We start from the raw sequence: 17029 nt of genomic DNA, 5'->3' as shown, positions 1-17029 counted from the left end.
ATTTTAGAGTACGGACATTGACAACTATGTTTGGAGAGCATATGCTAATTGGCAAGAATAATTATAAGTTAATTGCTTTAGATACTAATGTGCTTAGAGAAGTCTGTATGGATAATGAGGAGTATAAGAAGCGTCTCTTCAAGAAGTTCGTTTTATCTGAAGAGAAGTATGCATTCTGTTTTTCGATATATAATGTATTAGAGCTAAGGCCATATCAGGATATCTTTGAGAGGTTTATTGAGTTCTTTTGCCAGCTGCCAGCTCTAATGTTTTTTCCGTATAGCTTAATACTGAAGAAAGAAGCTGAATGTTATAAAACTGGTTTGGATTTTAAGATTGATAATAGTATTGCTAATGCATTTAGCTCAGAAGGAAAGGAGATAAGCTACAATTTCAGAGGATTTCTTAATGGAATGTTTGAGAATGATGGAATTCGAAAGAACATACAAAAAGAATTAAACCAACTTAAAGGATTCGCCGATACATGGAATAAGCAAAGAGATGATACTATAGAAATGCTTACAAAAAAGGGTTATCCATTGGATATGATTAATGAAAAGTTTTATCGAATACAGGAAGAAGCAACAATTAGGAGGGATTTAGAGTTGCGAGGTATCAGTATAAATATCGGCTCTGACTTCATAAGATTTCCAGCTGCACGTATGATGGAGTATTCACAATTTAACAGAGTTCATTTGACCAAGAAAAAAATAACGTCTAATGATGTTGTCGATGTACAGTTAAGTGCAATGTCACCTTATGTAGATTCGGTTGTTACAGAGAAATTTCAGGCTAATGTGTATAAGAAAGCCAAGAAATTCATAATAGAATTAAAGCAACTTGAAGTTTACACTTTGAAGGATTTAAGGTAGTGCCTGGAGCCTTTGTGAACGCCCTCTAACAATGAATCCCGTAGTCTACCGGATTAAGGAACGTGAAAAGGGAAGAATGAGACTTGTAAACATGGAAATTTACCAAACGTTTTAAAAACATGAATCAAAAATGCTTAGTTTGTGAAACACCTTTCTCTGGCAGAATAGACAAGAAATTTTGCTCTGACTTATGTAGAAATTCTTATAACAACCAACAAAACTCTGACAAGGTAAACCTGGTAAGAAACACCAATAATGCCCTTAGGAAAAACCGAAGAATTTTAGAGAAAATATGCCCTGAAGATAAAGCCAAGACCACTAGAAACTCACTTATGGATAAAGGCTTTGATTTTAACCTAATTACCTCGTTAAGAACCACCAAAAAAGGCAGTACCTATTACTTTGTATACGATTACGGATATCTGGAATTGGACAATGATTTCTTCTTAGTGGTGAAGGATAATAGAATAGACAGTTAAAGGTATGGCTTCTAGCCCACAAAAAACCTCCATACTTTCGCATGAAGGCTTTAAAAAGACTATTTATAAACGTTATAATAATCCATTTAATAGATTTAAGGAAGACCCCAATTTCTTTCCAATAACCTTTTGAGCCATATTAGCAGCCATGCCTGTTTTATCTAAATTATCACTTTTACTACGGACTACATCCAGCATTTTAGATAGCTTGCTCACCGATGCTCCTGAGCCTAATGCACCCAAACCAGTCTGTAAAATATTGACATTACTGCCTACTTGAGAACCCTTACCCAGAAGGCTCCCTCCCAGAAGATTCTTAAGTCGCTGTGCAGCCACTAAGGTTTTTATTGTACTTATCACTTTTTGAATTAGATTCATATCCGCATTTCCATTTCTAATAGACGGGATTAATCCTCCTAAAGCTGTAGCTTGGCCTAAAAGCTTAGTAGCAAAGTCTCCATTTGATTTTTTAGCTTCGTCTTTAAGACTTAAAGTGGCATCGCTTAAAATACCAGCTACCTTCTTATTATCTCCACTATTTATCATGCTCATGGCATTATCTAAAACACCTAAATCAAAAGATTGAGCTTGTAGATCTTCTAAATTTATGAATACGATAAAAGCGAGTAGAATTGTTATTTTCTTCATGTTAAAAATTTAAGGTTTGTTTACTTTAAGACCTCAAATTTTGAATAAGTAACAAGAAATCGTACAAATAACCTATCTAGTGACCTTCTTGCGTCTTTGATTAATGAGCTTTCGCCAAATCCAGATCACAAAATAGAGCACTATGGCTCCTATAAAAAGGGGAAGTGCCAGAGCCAAAATTGACAAAATAACGGACAGGCCGTTTTCTACACTTGCTAAAATGTTATTTCCTAAACCGCCCGTAAACTTGGTACTGCCCAACCTTAATAATGAAGTGCCCGCCTGAATGGTTCCTGCCACACCACCACCAGCTACTAAGCTTAAACCCCACTGTAGCATTGGGTCTTCTACTCTTAAAAAAGAAGAAGTTAAAACCGTACCCGCCACCACAGCGGCAGGCATGGCTAAACTATCTAAAAGATTATCTACCACCGGTATATAATATGCTGCTAGCTCAAAAACGGCAGCTATAGCCAAAACTATGGTAGTGGGTGTATCAGCCATCCAAGACATATTATCGGCCAACTCATATACCCCAAATTTACCGGCTAAATTACCAACTAAAAGAGGCATGAATACCCTGAATCCAGAAGCGGCACTGAGGGCTATCCCCAACATAAGGGGTGGCAAAAATTGAAGTATTTGTTCAAATTCCATTACACCAGAGCTTTTAAGAATTGATGGCTCTTTTTAAAACTAAATATCTTTTACTATTAAACAATATTCAAAGTCTGCTCTTTAATCTTCTCCAGTTCATCTTTCATTTGAACTACTAATCTTTGAATGACAGCATCGTTTGCCTTAGAACCAATCGTGTTAATTTCTCTTCCTATTTCTTGAGAAATAAAGTTAAGACGCTTACCGTTGGTGCCCTTTTCTAATTCTGCAACAAAATAAGTCAAGTGGTTACCTAGTCTTACCTTCTCTTCAGAAATGTCGTATTTCTCTACATAATATACCAGCTCTTGTTCAAACCTATCTTGGTTGAAATTCTCATTTTGCACCAATTCAGAAATAGCTTTTTCAATCCGTTCTCTTATGACAGGAATTCTAGTAGGGTCTTGCTCCGCTACCTGATCTAGACAGCTGCTAATATTAGCAATATACTCCTTAAACTTCTCCGCTGTTACATTTCCTTCTTGGGCTCTAAACTCTTGGCATTTAATGATGGCAGCCTTAACGGTTTCCAAAATCATACTCCACTCCTCTTCTGCAGCCTCTTCCTTTACGCCATTGGCATTATAAGCATTAGGCATCATCGTGGCCATTCTTAACACTTCCGTTGGGGTGGCCTCAAAGCCAAGTTCATTGGCAGTGCTCATTAAATCTTTAAAATAAGCCTTTACCAGTACTCTGTTTACGGTAGTACCTGCCACGCTTTCGTCTTTAGGCACCACATTAAGAGAAAGCTCAATTTTACCTCTTTGAAGCTCAGTAGTAAGCAAATTCCTCAATTCCACTTCCTTATCGGAATAGGCTCTGGGCATTCTACAAAAAATATCGGTGAACTTTGAATTTAGCGTTTTAACTTCTGCAGATACAGCAAGTTTATCGTTCTCTATAGCGGCCGAGCCGAAGCCCGTCATTGATTGCAGCATTCTTTATTTATTATAATTTACTAACCAAAATTATGAAATGTATGGTGTCTATCACTACAAAAAAAATATAAGTACCTCTATTTGGGCAAATTATATGACGTATAGTCTCTTTTGAAGCACAGCAGTGCCTATTTTTAATTTGAACTGCTCACCGTCGCTAGCCTTAAACCATCTGGCGTACCTATATAAATATCGCCTTTGCTATTCACAGCCATGGCAGAAGGATATTCAAAAGAAGCATCTGGCCCCACTCCATCTGTATTGCAATCGGCTAATATTCCTCCTGCTAGCGTAGTCACCTGGCCATCTAAAGAAAGGCTTCGAAGTCTAATTCTTCCTGTTAATTTAAACTGGTCTAAGAAGTAAAGGTTGCCCTGAGGGTCTGATGCCAACAAACTTACGTTGCCCACAAATGCATTAGGAATAAGACCATCTCCAAAGTTAGATGTGGTTTCATCTCCGAAACTAAAATTCTCCGACTGAACATAATGTTTCTGAAAGTCTTTATCTAAATAGGCCAAAACCGCATCATTAAAAATCCCTTCAAAGCCTGATAATTTATAGTAACTCCTGCCTCCTCCAGATGCAAAAATATTACCTTCTAGCTGCACGCCATCAAGCTCCACCGCTTCAGCAATCTTAACCCAGTTTTCTCCATCTTGCCTGTAAACCTCAGAAGCATATCCCAATATATTATTGCCTGAGGCATCGCCGGTAAGAAAATTAATATTGGAATAGAAATCGCTCTCTTGGTTTAAAGGATTTGGAATCGCTTTGATTTCTCCACCCTCTTTATAAGAAAAATAGAGTACATCCGCTTTCTGAAAAAGCCCAACAATACACAGCTCGTCATTAGCACCTATGAAAAGACGATTCGGGCTGTCATACTTAAAAATTTCATCTGAAGACTTTGGGAGTACGGTTATACTACCATCTGTTGACATTTTGAATACCCTATCAGAAGCATCTATTGTGAAATACAGATTATCTTTTGAATCAAAAACCATCGACCTTATATCTGTAGGCTCAAAGCCGTTAATATTGACAAAACCTGTTAATGTCTGTACCGAATAATGTGTGGAAGGACTTACTTCTGCTGGAGTTTTACCGCACGAAAATAAAAATGTTATGAATAAAACGAGGTAGATGTAGTTAATTAGATGTTTCATGATTGTGCTATTAGTAATTAAAAAGCTGCAAAAATATCAGTCTTAAAACACCCAGCCTAGAATTCTCTCCCTAAAAGTTCTAATTTTGCCATTCATTTTCTAAAACACGTATGATGAACATTGAACTACAGCTTCAAAATGATATTTCTAACGCTTTAAAGTCGCTTTTTGCTGAAGAAAGTGAAGTGATCTTACAGCCTACTAGGAAAGATTTTGAAGGCACTTATACTTTTGTGGTTTTCCCTTTGGTTAAAAAACTCAAGAAAAGTCCTGTAGAAATTGGTAAAAACTTAGGAGAATACCTTCAAGAGCATTCTAGTCTCATTTCTGGCTTTAATGTGGTTCAGGGTTTTCTGAATTTAGTTTTAGCAGAATCTGTCTGGTCAGATGTTTTCAATGTTCAGTTGGCCACTAAAAATGAGGCGGCTTTTGAAAAGAAAAACGCAGGTGTATTGGTAGAGTTTTCTTCTCCAAACACCAACAAACCTTTGCATTTAGGCCACTTAAGAAATAACTTTTTAGGCTCTGCCGTCTCAGATATCTTAAAAGCCAATGGCTACGATGTTAATAAGGTTTGTTTGGTAAACGACCGTGGCATCCATATTTGTAAATCCATGATTGCCTATCAATTATTTGGCAATGGTGAAACGCCAGAAAGTGCTGGCATAAAAGGAGACCACCTAGCCGGAAAATACTATGTGGCTTTTGATAAAGCTTATAAAGCAGAAATAACAACAATAGTAGCAGAAGGCCAAACAGAAGACGAAGCCAAAAAAAATTCTCCGCTCATGAAAGAGGCTCAATCCATGCTCATCAAATGGGAAAATGGTGATGAGGAAGTGATTGACCTTTGGAAAAAAATGAACGGCTGGGTATATGATGGATTCAATGCCACCTACAAAAAAATAGGTGTGAGTTTTGATAAAACCTATTACGAATCCGACACCTACGTATTGGGAAAAGATCTAGTAGATGAAGGCTTAGAAAAAGGCGTTTTCTTCAAAAAAGAAGACAATTCTGTTTGGATAGATTTGACCGAGGAAGGGATGGACGAAAAACTGGTACTCCGTGGAGACGGCACATCGGTTTACATTACCCAGGACCTAGGAACCACCGAGCTTAAGTTTCAAGATTATAATTCTGAAAAGGCCATTTGGGTAGTAGGAAACGAGCAAGACTACCACTTCAAGGTACTTTTTGCTATTCTGAAAAAACTAGGCAGAAAATATGCTGAGGGCTGTTATCACCTGAGCTACGGCATGGTAGATTTACCCTCTGGCAAAATGAAATCTAGAGAGGGAACGGTAGTGGATGCAGACGATTTAGTGGCAGAAATGATAGCTACCGCCAAAACCTCTACAGAAGAAAAAGGAAAAGTTGATAGCTTTACCGAAGCGGAGAAACAGGAGCTGTTTGAAATGCTGGCTTTAGGTGCTTTAAAGTATTTCTTACTGAAAGTAGAGCCTAAAAAGCGAATGCTTTTCAACCCTGAGGAATCTATAGACTTCCAAGGCCATACAGGACCTTTTATTCAATATACCCATGCCAGAATAAAATCTATTCTAAGAAAAGCTGCTACCGAAGGACTTTCTGTTCCTGAAAAAATAGACGCTATTTCTATGGCAGGAATTGAAACCGACTTAGTGTATTTACTGGGAGATTACAAATCTACTATTGATAAGTCGGCTGCTGAATTTGCACCATCTATCATGGCAAATTACTGTTACGATTTAGCCAAGACGTTTAACTCTTTCTACTCAGAATTATCTGTCATGAATGAGACTGATTTGGCAAAAAGAGATTTCAGATTAGCACTTATTCAACAGGTAGCTTCTACCCTTAAAAAGGGAATGAAACTTCTAGGAATAGATGTTCCAGAAAGAATGTAAATCATTCTTTCTGAAGAACTTATTTCACTTTCTCACTCTGGAGAAATATATAATCTTTTTAAGAGAGGTGGAGTTTCTTATTTCCTTTTCTGGTAGCTGTCCTTCCAATAAGAACACGGCATCCTGAATGAGATTACCCTCTGAACTATTGTGAGAATAATCAAAAGAAAGGCTTTGAACAACTGGAGAAACAGCCTCCAGTGCGTCATCGGTAATATTCAATAAATAAATCTCTGGATAAATTTTATATCCTGTAATAGTTACCTTGCCTTCGCTAGGGTTGAAATCGTAGTTCTCTGAAATGGTTCTTGAATTGAGAACCTCCTCTAAAAGGTTGTTTTCCTTAAAATTCCAAACCAATTGGCTGATTTCGGCTAAATACAGTTTTCTGGTTTCTGCTTGGAATGACTTGCCGTCAATCACAAAGCTAATTCCGTTAATCTCCCATTCGCCTAAAAGTTTTAAACTTTTAAGGTCGTCTTTTGAATCTACATTACAAGAAATAAGAAAAGATGAAAGTAGAAGAAGTATGGCTAATCTCACTAATTAAAAGTTTTATGGTTCTAATGAATAGACAATTTAAATGCCATATTTAAATATTCGTTATAGAAATAAAGACTTTTTTCACAAAGTTGTACTTTAAAAAGAATTTAGCCTTGAACATGAGGTTTGACGCAGGCTTTTGAAAGCTATTTTTATAAATTGAACGTTAAATAAAATTCAACTATGATTAAAAAAAGTACAGGCTGCGTAATTGGTCTTTTACTGCTCTGCAACTTAAGTTTTGCACAGCAAAAATTTAAGACGATAGCTTATTATACACCAAACACAAATCCAGAGGATATACCTTTTGATAACATCACGCATCTCAATTATTCGTTTGCAATACCTTCCAAAACTGGAGATACCTTAGAGCCATTGAAGGATGATAGCATTTTGAAGAAATTAGTACCAATAGCACATAAAAATGGTGTAGAAGTATTTATTTCTATTGGTGGCTGGAGTATTGGAGACGGCGGCGGAGAAGATAGCAGATTTCATAGAATGTCCGAAACGGTAGAAGGAAGAGCCAAATTCATCAAAGCAACCATGGATTTTGTAATAAAATATAACCTAGACGGCGTGGATCTAGATTGGGAATACCCAGACCCAAACCACCGCTCTGCAGACGATTATATTTTACTTTGCAAAGACTTACATACCGCGTTACATAAAAGAGGTGGTAAACTAACCGCCGCTGTGGTTTCTCAGGGTAAACAAGCTTACGGAATTAAGGAAGCCGTATATCCCTATATGGACTGGCTAAACATTATGGTATACGATGGCGACTACGGTCCTGCAGAACTTAAGCATCATTCGCCATATTCTATGGCGGTTAAGTGTATTGACTTTTGGTTAAATGAGCGAAACTTACCTGCTGAGAAATGTATATTGGGCTTACCTTTTTATGCAAAGAAAGGACACGGCAATTTTGGATTTACCTACAAGCAACTGCTAGAAGCTGGAGCAAGCCATTATGACGACTACTGGAACGGGCACTATTATAATGGAACCATCACCATTGCTAATAAAACCAAACTGGCTATGGACAAAAACTTAGGTGGCGTCATGGTGTGGGAGCTAAGCTGTGACACTACAGACGAGTATTCCCTTTTCAAAACCATACATGACACCATTTTAGAGCATAAATAGAATATTACTCTAGCATTAATTTATAAACATGCTTCTTATTACGCTCCGTAAGTGACAAAATATGTACACCCGGAGCGTAATGAGGAACATGAAGTTCCAGTCCCCTTTCTACCATTTCATAGGTAAAATGGATTTGTTGTCCTCGCATATTCACCAATTGTACTTTCGAAATGTTTTCATCATTTAACGGGACAAGAAAACCACCCCTATTAGGATTAGGGTAAGGTAATACATCCCTAAATGTCATCTCATTTGCTAGTGGACTTAGAACATCTAAAAGCAGATATTCTTCTGCTGAAGTGTAATAATCATTCCTCTCAACTCGTAAATAAAGTCCAAGTTTATTCGATGATCTATTGGGATTGACTTGAATACTATCTGCATATTCAGTTCCGCCAATACCTAATTTTACATAAACCGGTTCACCAGAAGACGACGAAAATTTCAACCATGTTGGTCCCTGAAATGCATATAAGTCTGGCAAATCATATATAAAAAAAGGAGTTGCTTTATTAATATTAATGTAGTTCCTATAACTAAAATAACCATTTTCAGTATTGATGTCTACCGTAGCATAGCCTGGTTTGGAATCTATGTAAAGACTATCATTTTCGATTTTGGCGTTGTTTGACAATGTAATGGTATAGAGCTCATCCGTTGAGTGAACTTTAAAAAAAGTAGGCCCCAACTGGTTCCAAGAGATATTGCTTTTTACATCAGACTCTACATGAAAATAAGGAGCTTCCTTTTTGTCATTTTTAATAAATCTATACAGTCCTGAGGAAGTTATCGTGAATAATGTGTCCGCATTTTGTTGAGAAAAATGGTTAATGGGTTCTTTACTTAAAATGGCAAAATTATTATCAACATGACCATTGGGCAAAAGCTTTATCGAATTAGAGCCTACCGAACCATTTTCCTCCCTTATGGTTAAGGCATTGATAATTAAAGAACCATCCTGATTTAGGGAATAAAACTGCCCTCCAGAAATAGATTTTGTTTCAAAAATCGCATCCACTGCACCTTCTGTATTAATCTTGGTCAGTTCATAAGAGTATGAACCAGTCCCACCAACTCTAACATTCTTAAGATAAATGCCCTCTTCCGTTGGAATTAATTCTAAATACCTATTTAAACTAAAGTCCTTATTTACATTGGGAACCACCTTTAATACCCCGGCAGTCTCTATATTAAAAAAGTCGATACTTGGTTCTGAAAGCATGGTAAACAAAGCCAATTCATTAGAACTAGGTAAAAACTGAAATGAAGAATAATTTGAAGTGGACTTAAGTACAAAATCTGTATTTCTTATACCTTCTAAATCGGTTTCGATTATTTCATAATAGTTTAATTCGTTTTCATTAAATCTATTTTCATAAAAAACATTTCCGTTCTTCAGGTCGAACTGAGCATTTGTTGGCCACTTGTTATCGTACTCTGTCAAAACATCTGAATTGCCTAAAACATAAACCTTCTCCTTACCTCGAATTAAAATGTGCTCACCCTGCTCCGAACAGTTCCATGTACTTTCATCATCATACAGTTCTCTTATTTCTTCCCCTATCTCATTAAATATTTTTAAAAGAGAAGGATAATACGAATGATAGAACAGAAAGGGATATTGTTCGTTTCTAGTATATTCTACCAACCTGAGACCATTCTCTGAAGCAAAAACCTTAGTTGGTTTAAACTCTAATTTTTCAGTAAAGCTTAATGCTATTTTCCATCGTTCACTACTAACTAAATCTGTTTCAAAAACCTCTACCCCATCTCGTGTTAGGAATAAGCCATTCTTCTGGAAATTTATAATTCCGAGTTCCTTCGGGTAGATTTTATGTGAACCGTCGGTATTAATCTTTATCCAGTCATTGTCGTAAAATTTAAAAGCCAAATCTCCACCATCAGACGAGAATATTTCGGGAATAGAAGACATGAAATTACCTACCTTGCCAAAACTCACATCTCTGATTTGATTTCCATCTGCGTCAAATTCGAACAGATGATTTTCTTCATCATTAAGACTAGAGGTATACAAATAAAGCTTATTTCCAAGATTGAAAAGCTTATTTTGAGGGGCAGAACGATTATCCAATGAAGGTAAACTAAAATCCTTAGGATTGGCTAAAAAAGCATCTGTTCTTTTTATAATGACTTTTCCAGAGTCATTTTGTACCAACAAAAGATAGTAAAAGCCATCTAAGAAAACCACATCATTTAAAGTGGTATTACCCTCAAATCCAAGCGAGAATAAACTTTCAAACTTTCCAGAAGCAGAATAAATCTTATAAGAGCCATCACCAAAACGAGCAAGGATTTTTCCTTCCGCCAGCTCCATCACTTGATATAGAAAGCCCTCCTCTTTGAAATCGAAACCGGCAATTTTATTTCCTTCGAAGTCGATTTTCAACAAGGAGCTTTCTGTAATGCCATTATCTGTATATGAAATAGACTTGTAAAACAGAAACGCCCCTGTATTGGATAGTTGAGAATTATACAAAGGTCCGTTACTATCATTTTTAAAAGCCTCAAAAGGTTCTATTTTATCGACTTTTGGCTCCCAAACAAAAGTGGTCATTTGAAGTGAGTCGTTGACAAAAGTACCCTCATGGTTAAAAATAACTTTACCGCTAGGTAAATTGATAGCCGACACCCTTTTGCTAGTCACAAACTTGGTAAGACCAGAAAACTCAAAACTCATGTCTTGCTCAAAAACTTGTGAGAAAGCAGAATGAACTACTAAAAGGAAGAAAATTGTGTTACGCATGGATAAAATACATCTTAATTACTATAAAATTAATCCTTTAAAATCGCAATATTTGTTTTACGCATTCGGTTTTTTCTTGTTGGCTTTATCAGCTAAACAGTACAAAATCGGATATGTCAATTTCACATACAATGCAAAGACCTAGAATAGTCCAATTGGTATAGAAAATGGATTCAAAGCCTTTGCATATTGAAAACTTTATAATTTTCCTGAATCTACCGAATAGCAAGTCCAAATGAGTAAAATCACTTTTTTTATTCTTTTCTTCTTCAGCTTTTTACTTTCTGCACAAGAAAAAACCAAACGCCTCCTTCTGAAAGCAGATAGCCTTGCGTTATGCGGTTACTTCAAAGAGGAAATAATTTTAAGAAAGGAAATAGTCTCTCTGGAAGAAACTAGAAAAAAAGAAGCCGTACTAATACTACATATAGCCCAGCTGAATCAATTAAAAAAAGAATATAAAGAAACCGAATCCGCTAAGCTGTATGAACAAATTTTAGGTAAATACAATCAGCTTCCCAAAGAAAGTCAAAACAGGATATCTTATGAAATCAACATGCTTAAGGCTCATGCGTTTATAGAAAAAGAACAATACGAGGAAGGACTGTCCTTGTTTCAGAAAGAACTTTCTTCTGCAAAAAAGAACTCCATAGCAGCTGGCAGCATTCATTTAAATGTAGCTCAATATTTTGCCCGTGTTTATAATTATTACGACGCCATAAAGCACTTTCAAAAGGCCATTGAAATATTTCAAAAGAATGGCATGCAGCATCATTATGCCATGGCACTGGCTTATAATGACTTGGCTTTGGCCTATGACTACGCCAATATTGAACAAGAAATGCTTCCTACTTTTGATAAAGCTTTAAACATTTGGAGGAAATATTATGCCCAAGATGCCGAAATAGTTTCGGTGGCCTATAACGACGCTATTTTTGCCGCATTAGAATACGGCGATAGAGAAAAATGTGCTACTTATCAGCTTGGTTTTGAAAAGTATATGGCGGATTATATCCATCCAAAAAACAAAAATTTCTATAAAGCCACCACTCCCTTTAGCGACTTCCACGCCAAAGCCATGTATAGGCTTAATAATTTAAGATATTATAATTTTGAGTTTAACGAATCCAAACTCTTAGAAAACCTCAAAGAAATAGAAATCCTCTTTGCTCAAGCTCCCAAAGTAGCAAAAGACAAAGAGTGGAATGTCCTCATGGCTTCTTATGACGAAATTTCTCATGCGTTTTACGTAAATTATGAATCGGAAAGGGCTTTAGCCTATACCAACACGCTTGAAAAACTAGCCCGAGAAGATTTCTATAGAATGAAGGCATCGGCCAATAGAGCCATGCTCTATTATTACAAATTTGATTATCCCGAAGCTCTAAAACATACCGAAAAGTCTCTAAACTTCTTGGAAATCTTAGGCTACAGATCTAGCTACCTCACCTTGTTGGTTTTAAAGGCTGAGCTCCTAGCCAATCTCAACAAAACGGAAGAAGCAAAGGCCGCTTTAAAGGAACTATACTTTAGGCAGTTTGAAAAGCATATTGAATTTCAGAAAATTAAAAACAAAGATTTCGGAGACATCAATAATTCTTCTTTTATAAACATATTTATACATTCTGGATTGGCGTACCGCAAAATTTATGAAAGCACAGGAAAGAAAAAAACAGACCTTTTAAAGATTAGAAACTTCTATGGCTTGGCGGCTGAAATGTTTCAGAACTACTATAAAAAAGGTTTTTTTAATCCTGATTTAGAAAGGCAACTCAATAACATAAAAGAGGGTTTACTTTATGTGGGATTAGAAAACCCCTCCGACCAAAATTTCATAGCCACAAGCTTAAGTGACATAGAAAATATGGGCTCCCAGCACCTTTGGAAACAGTTTATATCCAAGTATAGCGAAAACCTAAATCTTCCGAAGGCAGTTATAAACCAGCGAAACGAACTACTCTTAAAGCTGAATTTTTTCGAAAACCAAGAAGAGCTTAGCACAGAAGAAAAAAATAAAGTAAGCCGTTTAGAAAACGAAATTAACCAGATTAACGAAAAAATAAATCAAGAATACCCCGTTTATGAAAAATACAGCAAAGCCAATTTTGACATAAAAGATTTACAGAAAAACTTAAAGTTAAATCAAGTGGTGCTTAAATATGCGGTAACGGACAGCTCCGTTTTTGCCCATAAAATCTCGTCTACCGCTATTGAACTCTTCTATCTTGGAAAAAGAAATGAAACAGAGGAGCTCACCAGAAAATACTACCAAAACCTCAACAACATTAGCTCAGAATATTTAAAAGAGGCTAAGCAACTTCACGGAATCTTGATTGAAAAACTAAAGATCAAGAAAAACGATAAGCTCATTATCGTTCCAGAAAACTTCTTGAGTTTTTTGCCTTTTGAAACACTTTATGGAAAAGAGATTCTGGCTCAGAACCATTTTATAGCATATGCTACCTCCCTAAAATTTCTAAATCCAGTAGAGCATGCCACAAAAAAATACGCTTATAACTTGGTAGGTTTTGCTCCAAAGTACGGTAAGCGTGTAGTGCCAGAAAGAAGCAGTAATGGCGAGCTTATTTATACCGCTAGGGAGCTGGAACTAATCAGTTCTATTTTTAATAAATCCAACTTGTTTTTCAGTGAAGAAGCTACCAAAGCCAACTTTATCAACTCTCTAGGCGAAAGTAACATCCATCATTTGGCCATGCATTCTTTACTGGATGAAAAAGACTATAGCCACTCCAGTTTATTATTCCAAAACGAAGAAAAACTATACTTTAACGAACTGTACGCCCTAAACTTCCCATCTGACTTGGTGGTTTTAAGTGCCTGTAATACGGGTGTGGGAGAATATTTAAGCGGTGAAGGTTTCATGAGCATCGCTAGGGCTTTAAATTATGCTGGGGTCAAATCTACCGTTTACAGCCTTTGGCAAGTGCCCGATAAAGAAACCTCTGTTTTGATGGGCTTTTTCTATAATTTCTTATCCAAGGGTTATCCAAAAGACGAAGCTTTAAGCTTAGCAAAAAGGAAATTCCTTAATGAAAATCCCTTAAAAAGCCATCCTTATTTCTGGGCAGGTTTTGTTTTGAATGGCGACACCTCCGCCCTTTCTATAAATCAGAATTACTGGTTCATAATTGGAATAATTGCTTTTCTACTTCTAGCTGGTCTAGCAGTTTATTATTTTAAAAAATCAAGGAAGACGCTTTAATAACTCTTCACCCATTTTCTCTTGCTGGTATGCCGTTTTACTTAACTCATCTAAAAGCGTTTTTGCCTTGGCGGTTTCTCCTACTTTTAGATAATTTAAGGCCAAATACCACTGTCTATTGGTTTCAAAAGGATAAGGTTCGTCGCTAAATCTATTGGATTCTAGCAACTCAATGGCACTGCTTGAATCGTCCAGCTCTAGGTAACAAAGGGCCTCATAAAACACAGCAAAGTCTGAAGGTTGTTCTTTATGGAGTTGCTGAAACAAACGGAGTCCCATCTGGTAATCTTCTTTATCATAGGCACTAAATGCTTGCTGTTTTAAGGTACTGCCGTTTTCTCCCCTAACCGTGGGCGAAACCACATTAGGATATGTCTGATAGTACTCCTGAAAAAGGTTTTCGTGGTTCTTTGCTTTAAAGATAAATTGGTACGCAAAAGCCCCCACCAAAAACATGGATGCAGCCGCGGCTAAAACCCACCATGGCTTTATAACCTTTCCTTTAGGAATATTGGTTTCAATGGCTTTAAGCTCCATTTTCAACTTAGCTCTTTCTTTATTTCTTAAAGCATTTTTCAGTGCAAGCTGCATAGCTACTTCTAGAGCAAAATCTTCCTGCTCCCCTATTAAAGCATCAAACTTTTGCTGTTCTTCTGGGCTTAGCTTTCCTTCAAAATACTTATCTATAAGCTCTTCTTTTAGGCTCATTTTCTTAAAATTATTTCTTTCAATTGCTTTAAGCAACGCCACTTTTGGCTTTTCAACACATCTTTATTGGGGTAGTTCATTAGGTTTACAATCTCTTCAGACTTTTTAGACTCAAAATAAAAGAGCTTTAAAATCTTATAACACTGTTCTCCTAAACTCTCCAAAGCCAGCTCTAGCTTAACCGTTAAGTCTGGATTATCATCTTCCTCCTCCCACTCAAACCAGCCCTTCAGCTCTTCGGAAACTTCTCTGGCCTTTTGATTATTTTTTATCCTCTTAAAAATCATATACTTGCCTATGGCAAATAAATAGGTTTTTAGATCGGCCTTAAGATGGTCCATTTTGCCCTTTTTAGCATTCTCTACCATCGCTAAAATGGCATCCTGATAGATGTCTAAAATATCTTCATGCTCTAAATTATATTTTGACGCAAAGCTTACAAAGCTTAAACGATGCTTTGTATAAATCTCTCGTAAAACCTGACCGTCATTTGCTTTTAGAAGTGGAATACTCACGCTTCTCTGTTTAGTGTTATTTCTTGCTTAAAGTAAACCTAAATATTTTTTATTTTATGGCGGTTTACTTTTTAAGTTTTTAAAGACTAAGAGAAAAATGAAATCTAAAAATGAAAAAAATCATCTTTCTCTTAAGCCTTTTTGCCTATTCTTTTTCTCAAGCCCAAATTATTGACCCTAAAGATACGGCAAAAAGAAAAGTAACAGACCGTACCAATAGTGGCATAGACCGTGGTATTGACAAAGGCCTAGACAAGATAGAAGAAGGCATTGGTAGTATTTTCAAGAAAAAAGATAAGACAAAATCAAGTTCAGATAATGGTGAATATGATACTGAGGAAACACAATCAAACGCTCCATCAAACTCTGAATCTGAGAAGGCTTCAGAAAATAAAACCCCTACATCCTCAAAACAAGAAGCCAAAACTACTTTTACCGCCAACTCCAAATTTGATTTTGTCTCTGGAGAAAAGGTAATTGGTTTTGAGGATTTTTCAGAAACCAGCGTGGGCGACTTCCCTTTGGGCTGGAACACCAACTCTTCCGCAGAAATCATAACCTTTAACGACAGCCCAGAAAAATGGCTCTATATGTCTCAAGACGGCTTTTTTCAGCCTGATTTTGTGAAAGACATGCCAGATAACTTTACGCTAGAATATGACATTTTTACGCGTTATCGCAGCAGCAACATACTTCGTTATTATTTCTACATCTACGCAAGCGACAATGTACGCAGAGACTTTGCCAGTGAGTATATACAAAAAGGTATCATATTCAATTGGCTCGGTGGTATGGACGAGGCCGCTTTTATGGTGTATGAAGCTGGAGAAGTTATCAATAAAAACGAAGGCCTCAATGTTAAAGCATTAAAGTGCGAAGGTGAATATGGATCAGAACCTAGCAAAGTACATTTCTCTCTATGGAGACAAAAGAATAGACTCCGCGTTTATGTAAATGAAGTAAAGGTGCTGGATTTGCCACAGGCATTTGACCCAAAAGCAGCATATAATGCCTTTAAGTTAGGCTCACAGTATATGAATTTTGCGACAGCCGATAACAAAGATGAATACATGGTGGCCAATGTACGCTACGCAGTAGGAGCACCAGATACCAGAAGTAAACTAATAACAGAAGGGAAATTCTCCACCACCGGAATATTATTTGACGTGAACTCAGACCGTATCAAACAATCTTCTGAAGGCACATTGAAAGAAATAGCCAAAGTTCTTACTGAAAACCCAGCAGTGAAAGTGAAAATAATAGGTCACACAGATGCAGATGGTTCAGATGGTGCGAACTTAACCCTATCCGCAAAACGTGCCGAAAGTGTAAAAGACGCCTTGGCCAATAGCTTTGGAATAGAGGCCACTAGAATGACTACAGAAGGTAAAGGCGAAAGCCAACCTGTAGATAAAAATGATACGCCTCAAGGAAAGGCAAATAACAGGAGAGTAGAATTTATTAAACTTTAA

General features: G+C 36.7%; 14 protein-coding genes. 6 read left to right on the top strand and 8 right to left on the bottom strand.

What is annotated here, in order from left to right; all coding sequences use genetic code 11:
• Positions 1–26: 26 nt before the first annotated feature.
• Both ACSBFT_RS23595 and ACSBFT_RS23590 read left to right on the top strand, forming a co-directional pair.
• The gene (locus ACSBFT_RS23595; RefSeq protein WP_463048524.1) at positions 27–872 is read left to right on the top strand and encodes a hypothetical protein; all 846 of its coding nucleotides are present in this window, start codon (positions 27–29) and stop codon (positions 870–872) included.
• Positions 873–991: 119 nt separating this feature from the next.
• Positions 992–1351, top strand: a complete 360-nt coding sequence (locus ACSBFT_RS23590) for a hypothetical protein (protein ID WP_463048525.1) — start codon at positions 992–994, stop codon at positions 1349–1351.
• 72 nt (positions 1352–1423) lie between these two features.
• Here the strand turns inward: ACSBFT_RS23590 and ACSBFT_RS23585 are convergent, their stop codons facing one another.
• The 4 genes from ACSBFT_RS23585 to ACSBFT_RS23570 form a co-directional block, all read right to left on the bottom strand.
• Positions 1424–1999, bottom strand: a complete 576-nt coding sequence (locus ACSBFT_RS23585; protein ID WP_463048526.1) for a hypothetical protein — start codon at positions 1997–1999, stop codon at positions 1424–1426.
• Between the two features lie 72 nt (positions 2000–2071).
• Positions 2072–2656 (bottom strand): DUF4126 domain-containing protein, encoded by a 585-nt coding sequence (locus ACSBFT_RS23580; RefSeq protein WP_463048527.1) that lies wholly within the window; start codon positions 2654–2656, stop codon positions 2072–2074.
• A 56-nt stretch (positions 2657–2712) separates the two neighbouring features.
• A complete protein-coding gene (locus ACSBFT_RS23575; protein ID WP_463048528.1) occupies positions 2713–3597 on the bottom strand; it encodes a YicC/YloC family endoribonuclease in 885 nt (294 codons plus the stop codon).
• Positions 3598–3731: 134 nt separating this feature from the next.
• Positions 3732–4766, bottom strand: coding sequence for an NHL repeat-containing protein (locus ACSBFT_RS23570; RefSeq protein ID WP_463048529.1), 1035 nt, complete (start codon positions 4764–4766; stop codon positions 3732–3734).
• Positions 4767–4879: 113 nt separating this feature from the next.
• Here ACSBFT_RS23570 and argS point away from each other — a divergent pair, with 113 nt between their 5' ends.
• Positions 4880–6655 carry an arginine--tRNA ligase gene (argS, locus tag ACSBFT_RS23565; protein ID WP_489604857.1) on the top strand — a complete coding sequence of 592 codons (1776 nt, stop codon included), beginning with the start codon at positions 4880–4882 and terminating at the stop codon, positions 6653–6655.
• Positions 6656–6679: 24 nt separating this feature from the next.
• Here argS and ACSBFT_RS23560 read toward each other — a convergent pair whose 3' ends face one another.
• Positions 6680–7198: a hypothetical protein gene (locus tag ACSBFT_RS23560; protein ID WP_463048530.1), complete on the bottom strand. Its 519-nt coding sequence runs from the start codon at positions 7196–7198 to the stop codon at positions 6680–6682.
• A gap of 183 nt (positions 7199–7381) precedes the next feature.
• Here ACSBFT_RS23560 and ACSBFT_RS23555 point away from each other — a divergent pair, with 183 nt between their 5' ends.
• Complete coding sequence (locus ACSBFT_RS23555) at positions 7382–8347, top strand: glycosyl hydrolase family 18 protein (RefSeq protein WP_489602686.1); 966 nt, start codon at positions 7382–7384, stop codon at positions 8345–8347.
• 4 nt (positions 8348–8351) lie between these two features.
• Here the strand turns inward: ACSBFT_RS23555 and ACSBFT_RS23550 are convergent, their stop codons facing one another.
• Entirely contained in the window at positions 8352–11111 is a 2760-nt protein-coding gene (locus tag ACSBFT_RS23550) for a T9SS type A sorting domain-containing protein (RefSeq protein ID WP_489602685.1), read from the bottom strand.
• A gap of 235 nt (positions 11112–11346) precedes the next feature.
• Here ACSBFT_RS23550 and ACSBFT_RS23545 point away from each other — a divergent pair, with 235 nt between their 5' ends.
• Positions 11347–14334: a CHAT domain-containing protein gene (locus ACSBFT_RS23545; protein ID WP_489602684.1), complete on the top strand. Its 2988-nt coding sequence runs from the start codon at positions 11347–11349 to the stop codon at positions 14332–14334.
• Here the strand turns inward: ACSBFT_RS23545 and ACSBFT_RS23540 are convergent.
• Positions 14317–15042, bottom strand: coding sequence for a hypothetical protein (locus ACSBFT_RS23540; protein ID WP_489602683.1), 726 nt, complete (start codon positions 15040–15042; stop codon positions 14317–14319). The two genes, ACSBFT_RS23545 and ACSBFT_RS23540, sit on opposite strands and share 18 nt — an antisense overlap.
• The gene (locus ACSBFT_RS23535; RefSeq protein ID WP_489602682.1) at positions 15039–15557 is read right to left on the bottom strand and encodes an RNA polymerase sigma factor; all 519 of its coding nucleotides are present in this window, start codon (positions 15555–15557) and stop codon (positions 15039–15041) included. The genes ACSBFT_RS23540 and ACSBFT_RS23535 overlap by 4 nt, the downstream gene beginning before the upstream one ends.
• Positions 15558–15667: 110 nt before the next feature.
• On the opposite strand from ACSBFT_RS23535, the gene ACSBFT_RS23530 reads away from it, so the two are divergent.
• A complete protein-coding gene (locus ACSBFT_RS23530; protein WP_489602681.1) occupies positions 15668–17029 on the top strand; it encodes an OmpA family protein in 1362 nt (453 codons plus the stop codon).

The sequence above is a fragment of the Arcticibacterium sp. SM2516 genome, from assembly GCF_057914865.1.
The sequence above is the reverse complement of the archived record's forward strand: the minus strand, read 5'-3'. Positions and strand labels throughout refer to the sequence as shown.

Coding starts and splice junctions, on each gene's coding strand:
- argS (WP_489604857.1), top strand. CDS start 4,880: ATGAACATTGAACTACAGCTTCAAAATGATATTTCTAACGCTTTAAAG.
- ACSBFT_RS23555 (WP_489602686.1), top strand. CDS start 7,382: ATGATTAAAAAAAGTACAGGCTGCGTAATTGGTCTTTTACTGCTCTGC.
- ACSBFT_RS23590 (WP_463048525.1), top strand. CDS start 992: ATGAATCAAAAATGCTTAGTTTGTGAAACACCTTTCTCTGGCAGAATA.
- ACSBFT_RS23540 (WP_489602683.1), bottom strand. CDS start 15,042: ATGAGCCTAAAAGAAGAGCTTATAGATAAGTATTTTGAAGGAAAGCTA.
- ACSBFT_RS23545 (WP_489602684.1), top strand. CDS start 11,347: ATGAGTAAAATCACTTTTTTTATTCTTTTCTTCTTCAGCTTTTTACTT.
- ACSBFT_RS23585 (WP_463048526.1), bottom strand. CDS start 1,999: ATGAAGAAAATAACAATTCTACTCGCTTTTATCGTATTCATAAATTTA.
- ACSBFT_RS23575 (WP_463048528.1), bottom strand. CDS start 3,597: ATGCTGCAATCAATGACGGGCTTCGGCTCGGCCGCTATAGAGAACGAT.
- ACSBFT_RS23550 (WP_489602685.1), bottom strand. CDS start 11,111: ATGCGTAACACAATTTTCTTCCTTTTAGTAGTTCATTCTGCTTTCTCA.
- ACSBFT_RS23570 (WP_463048529.1), bottom strand. CDS start 4,766: ATGAAACATCTAATTAACTACATCTACCTCGTTTTATTCATAACATTT.
- ACSBFT_RS23595 (WP_463048524.1), top strand. CDS start 27: ATGTTTGGAGAGCATATGCTAATTGGCAAGAATAATTATAAGTTAATT.
- ACSBFT_RS23530 (WP_489602681.1), top strand. CDS start 15,668: ATGAAAAAAATCATCTTTCTCTTAAGCCTTTTTGCCTATTCTTTTTCT.
- ACSBFT_RS23580 (WP_463048527.1), bottom strand. CDS start 2,656: ATGGAATTTGAACAAATACTTCAATTTTTGCCACCCCTTATGTTGGGG.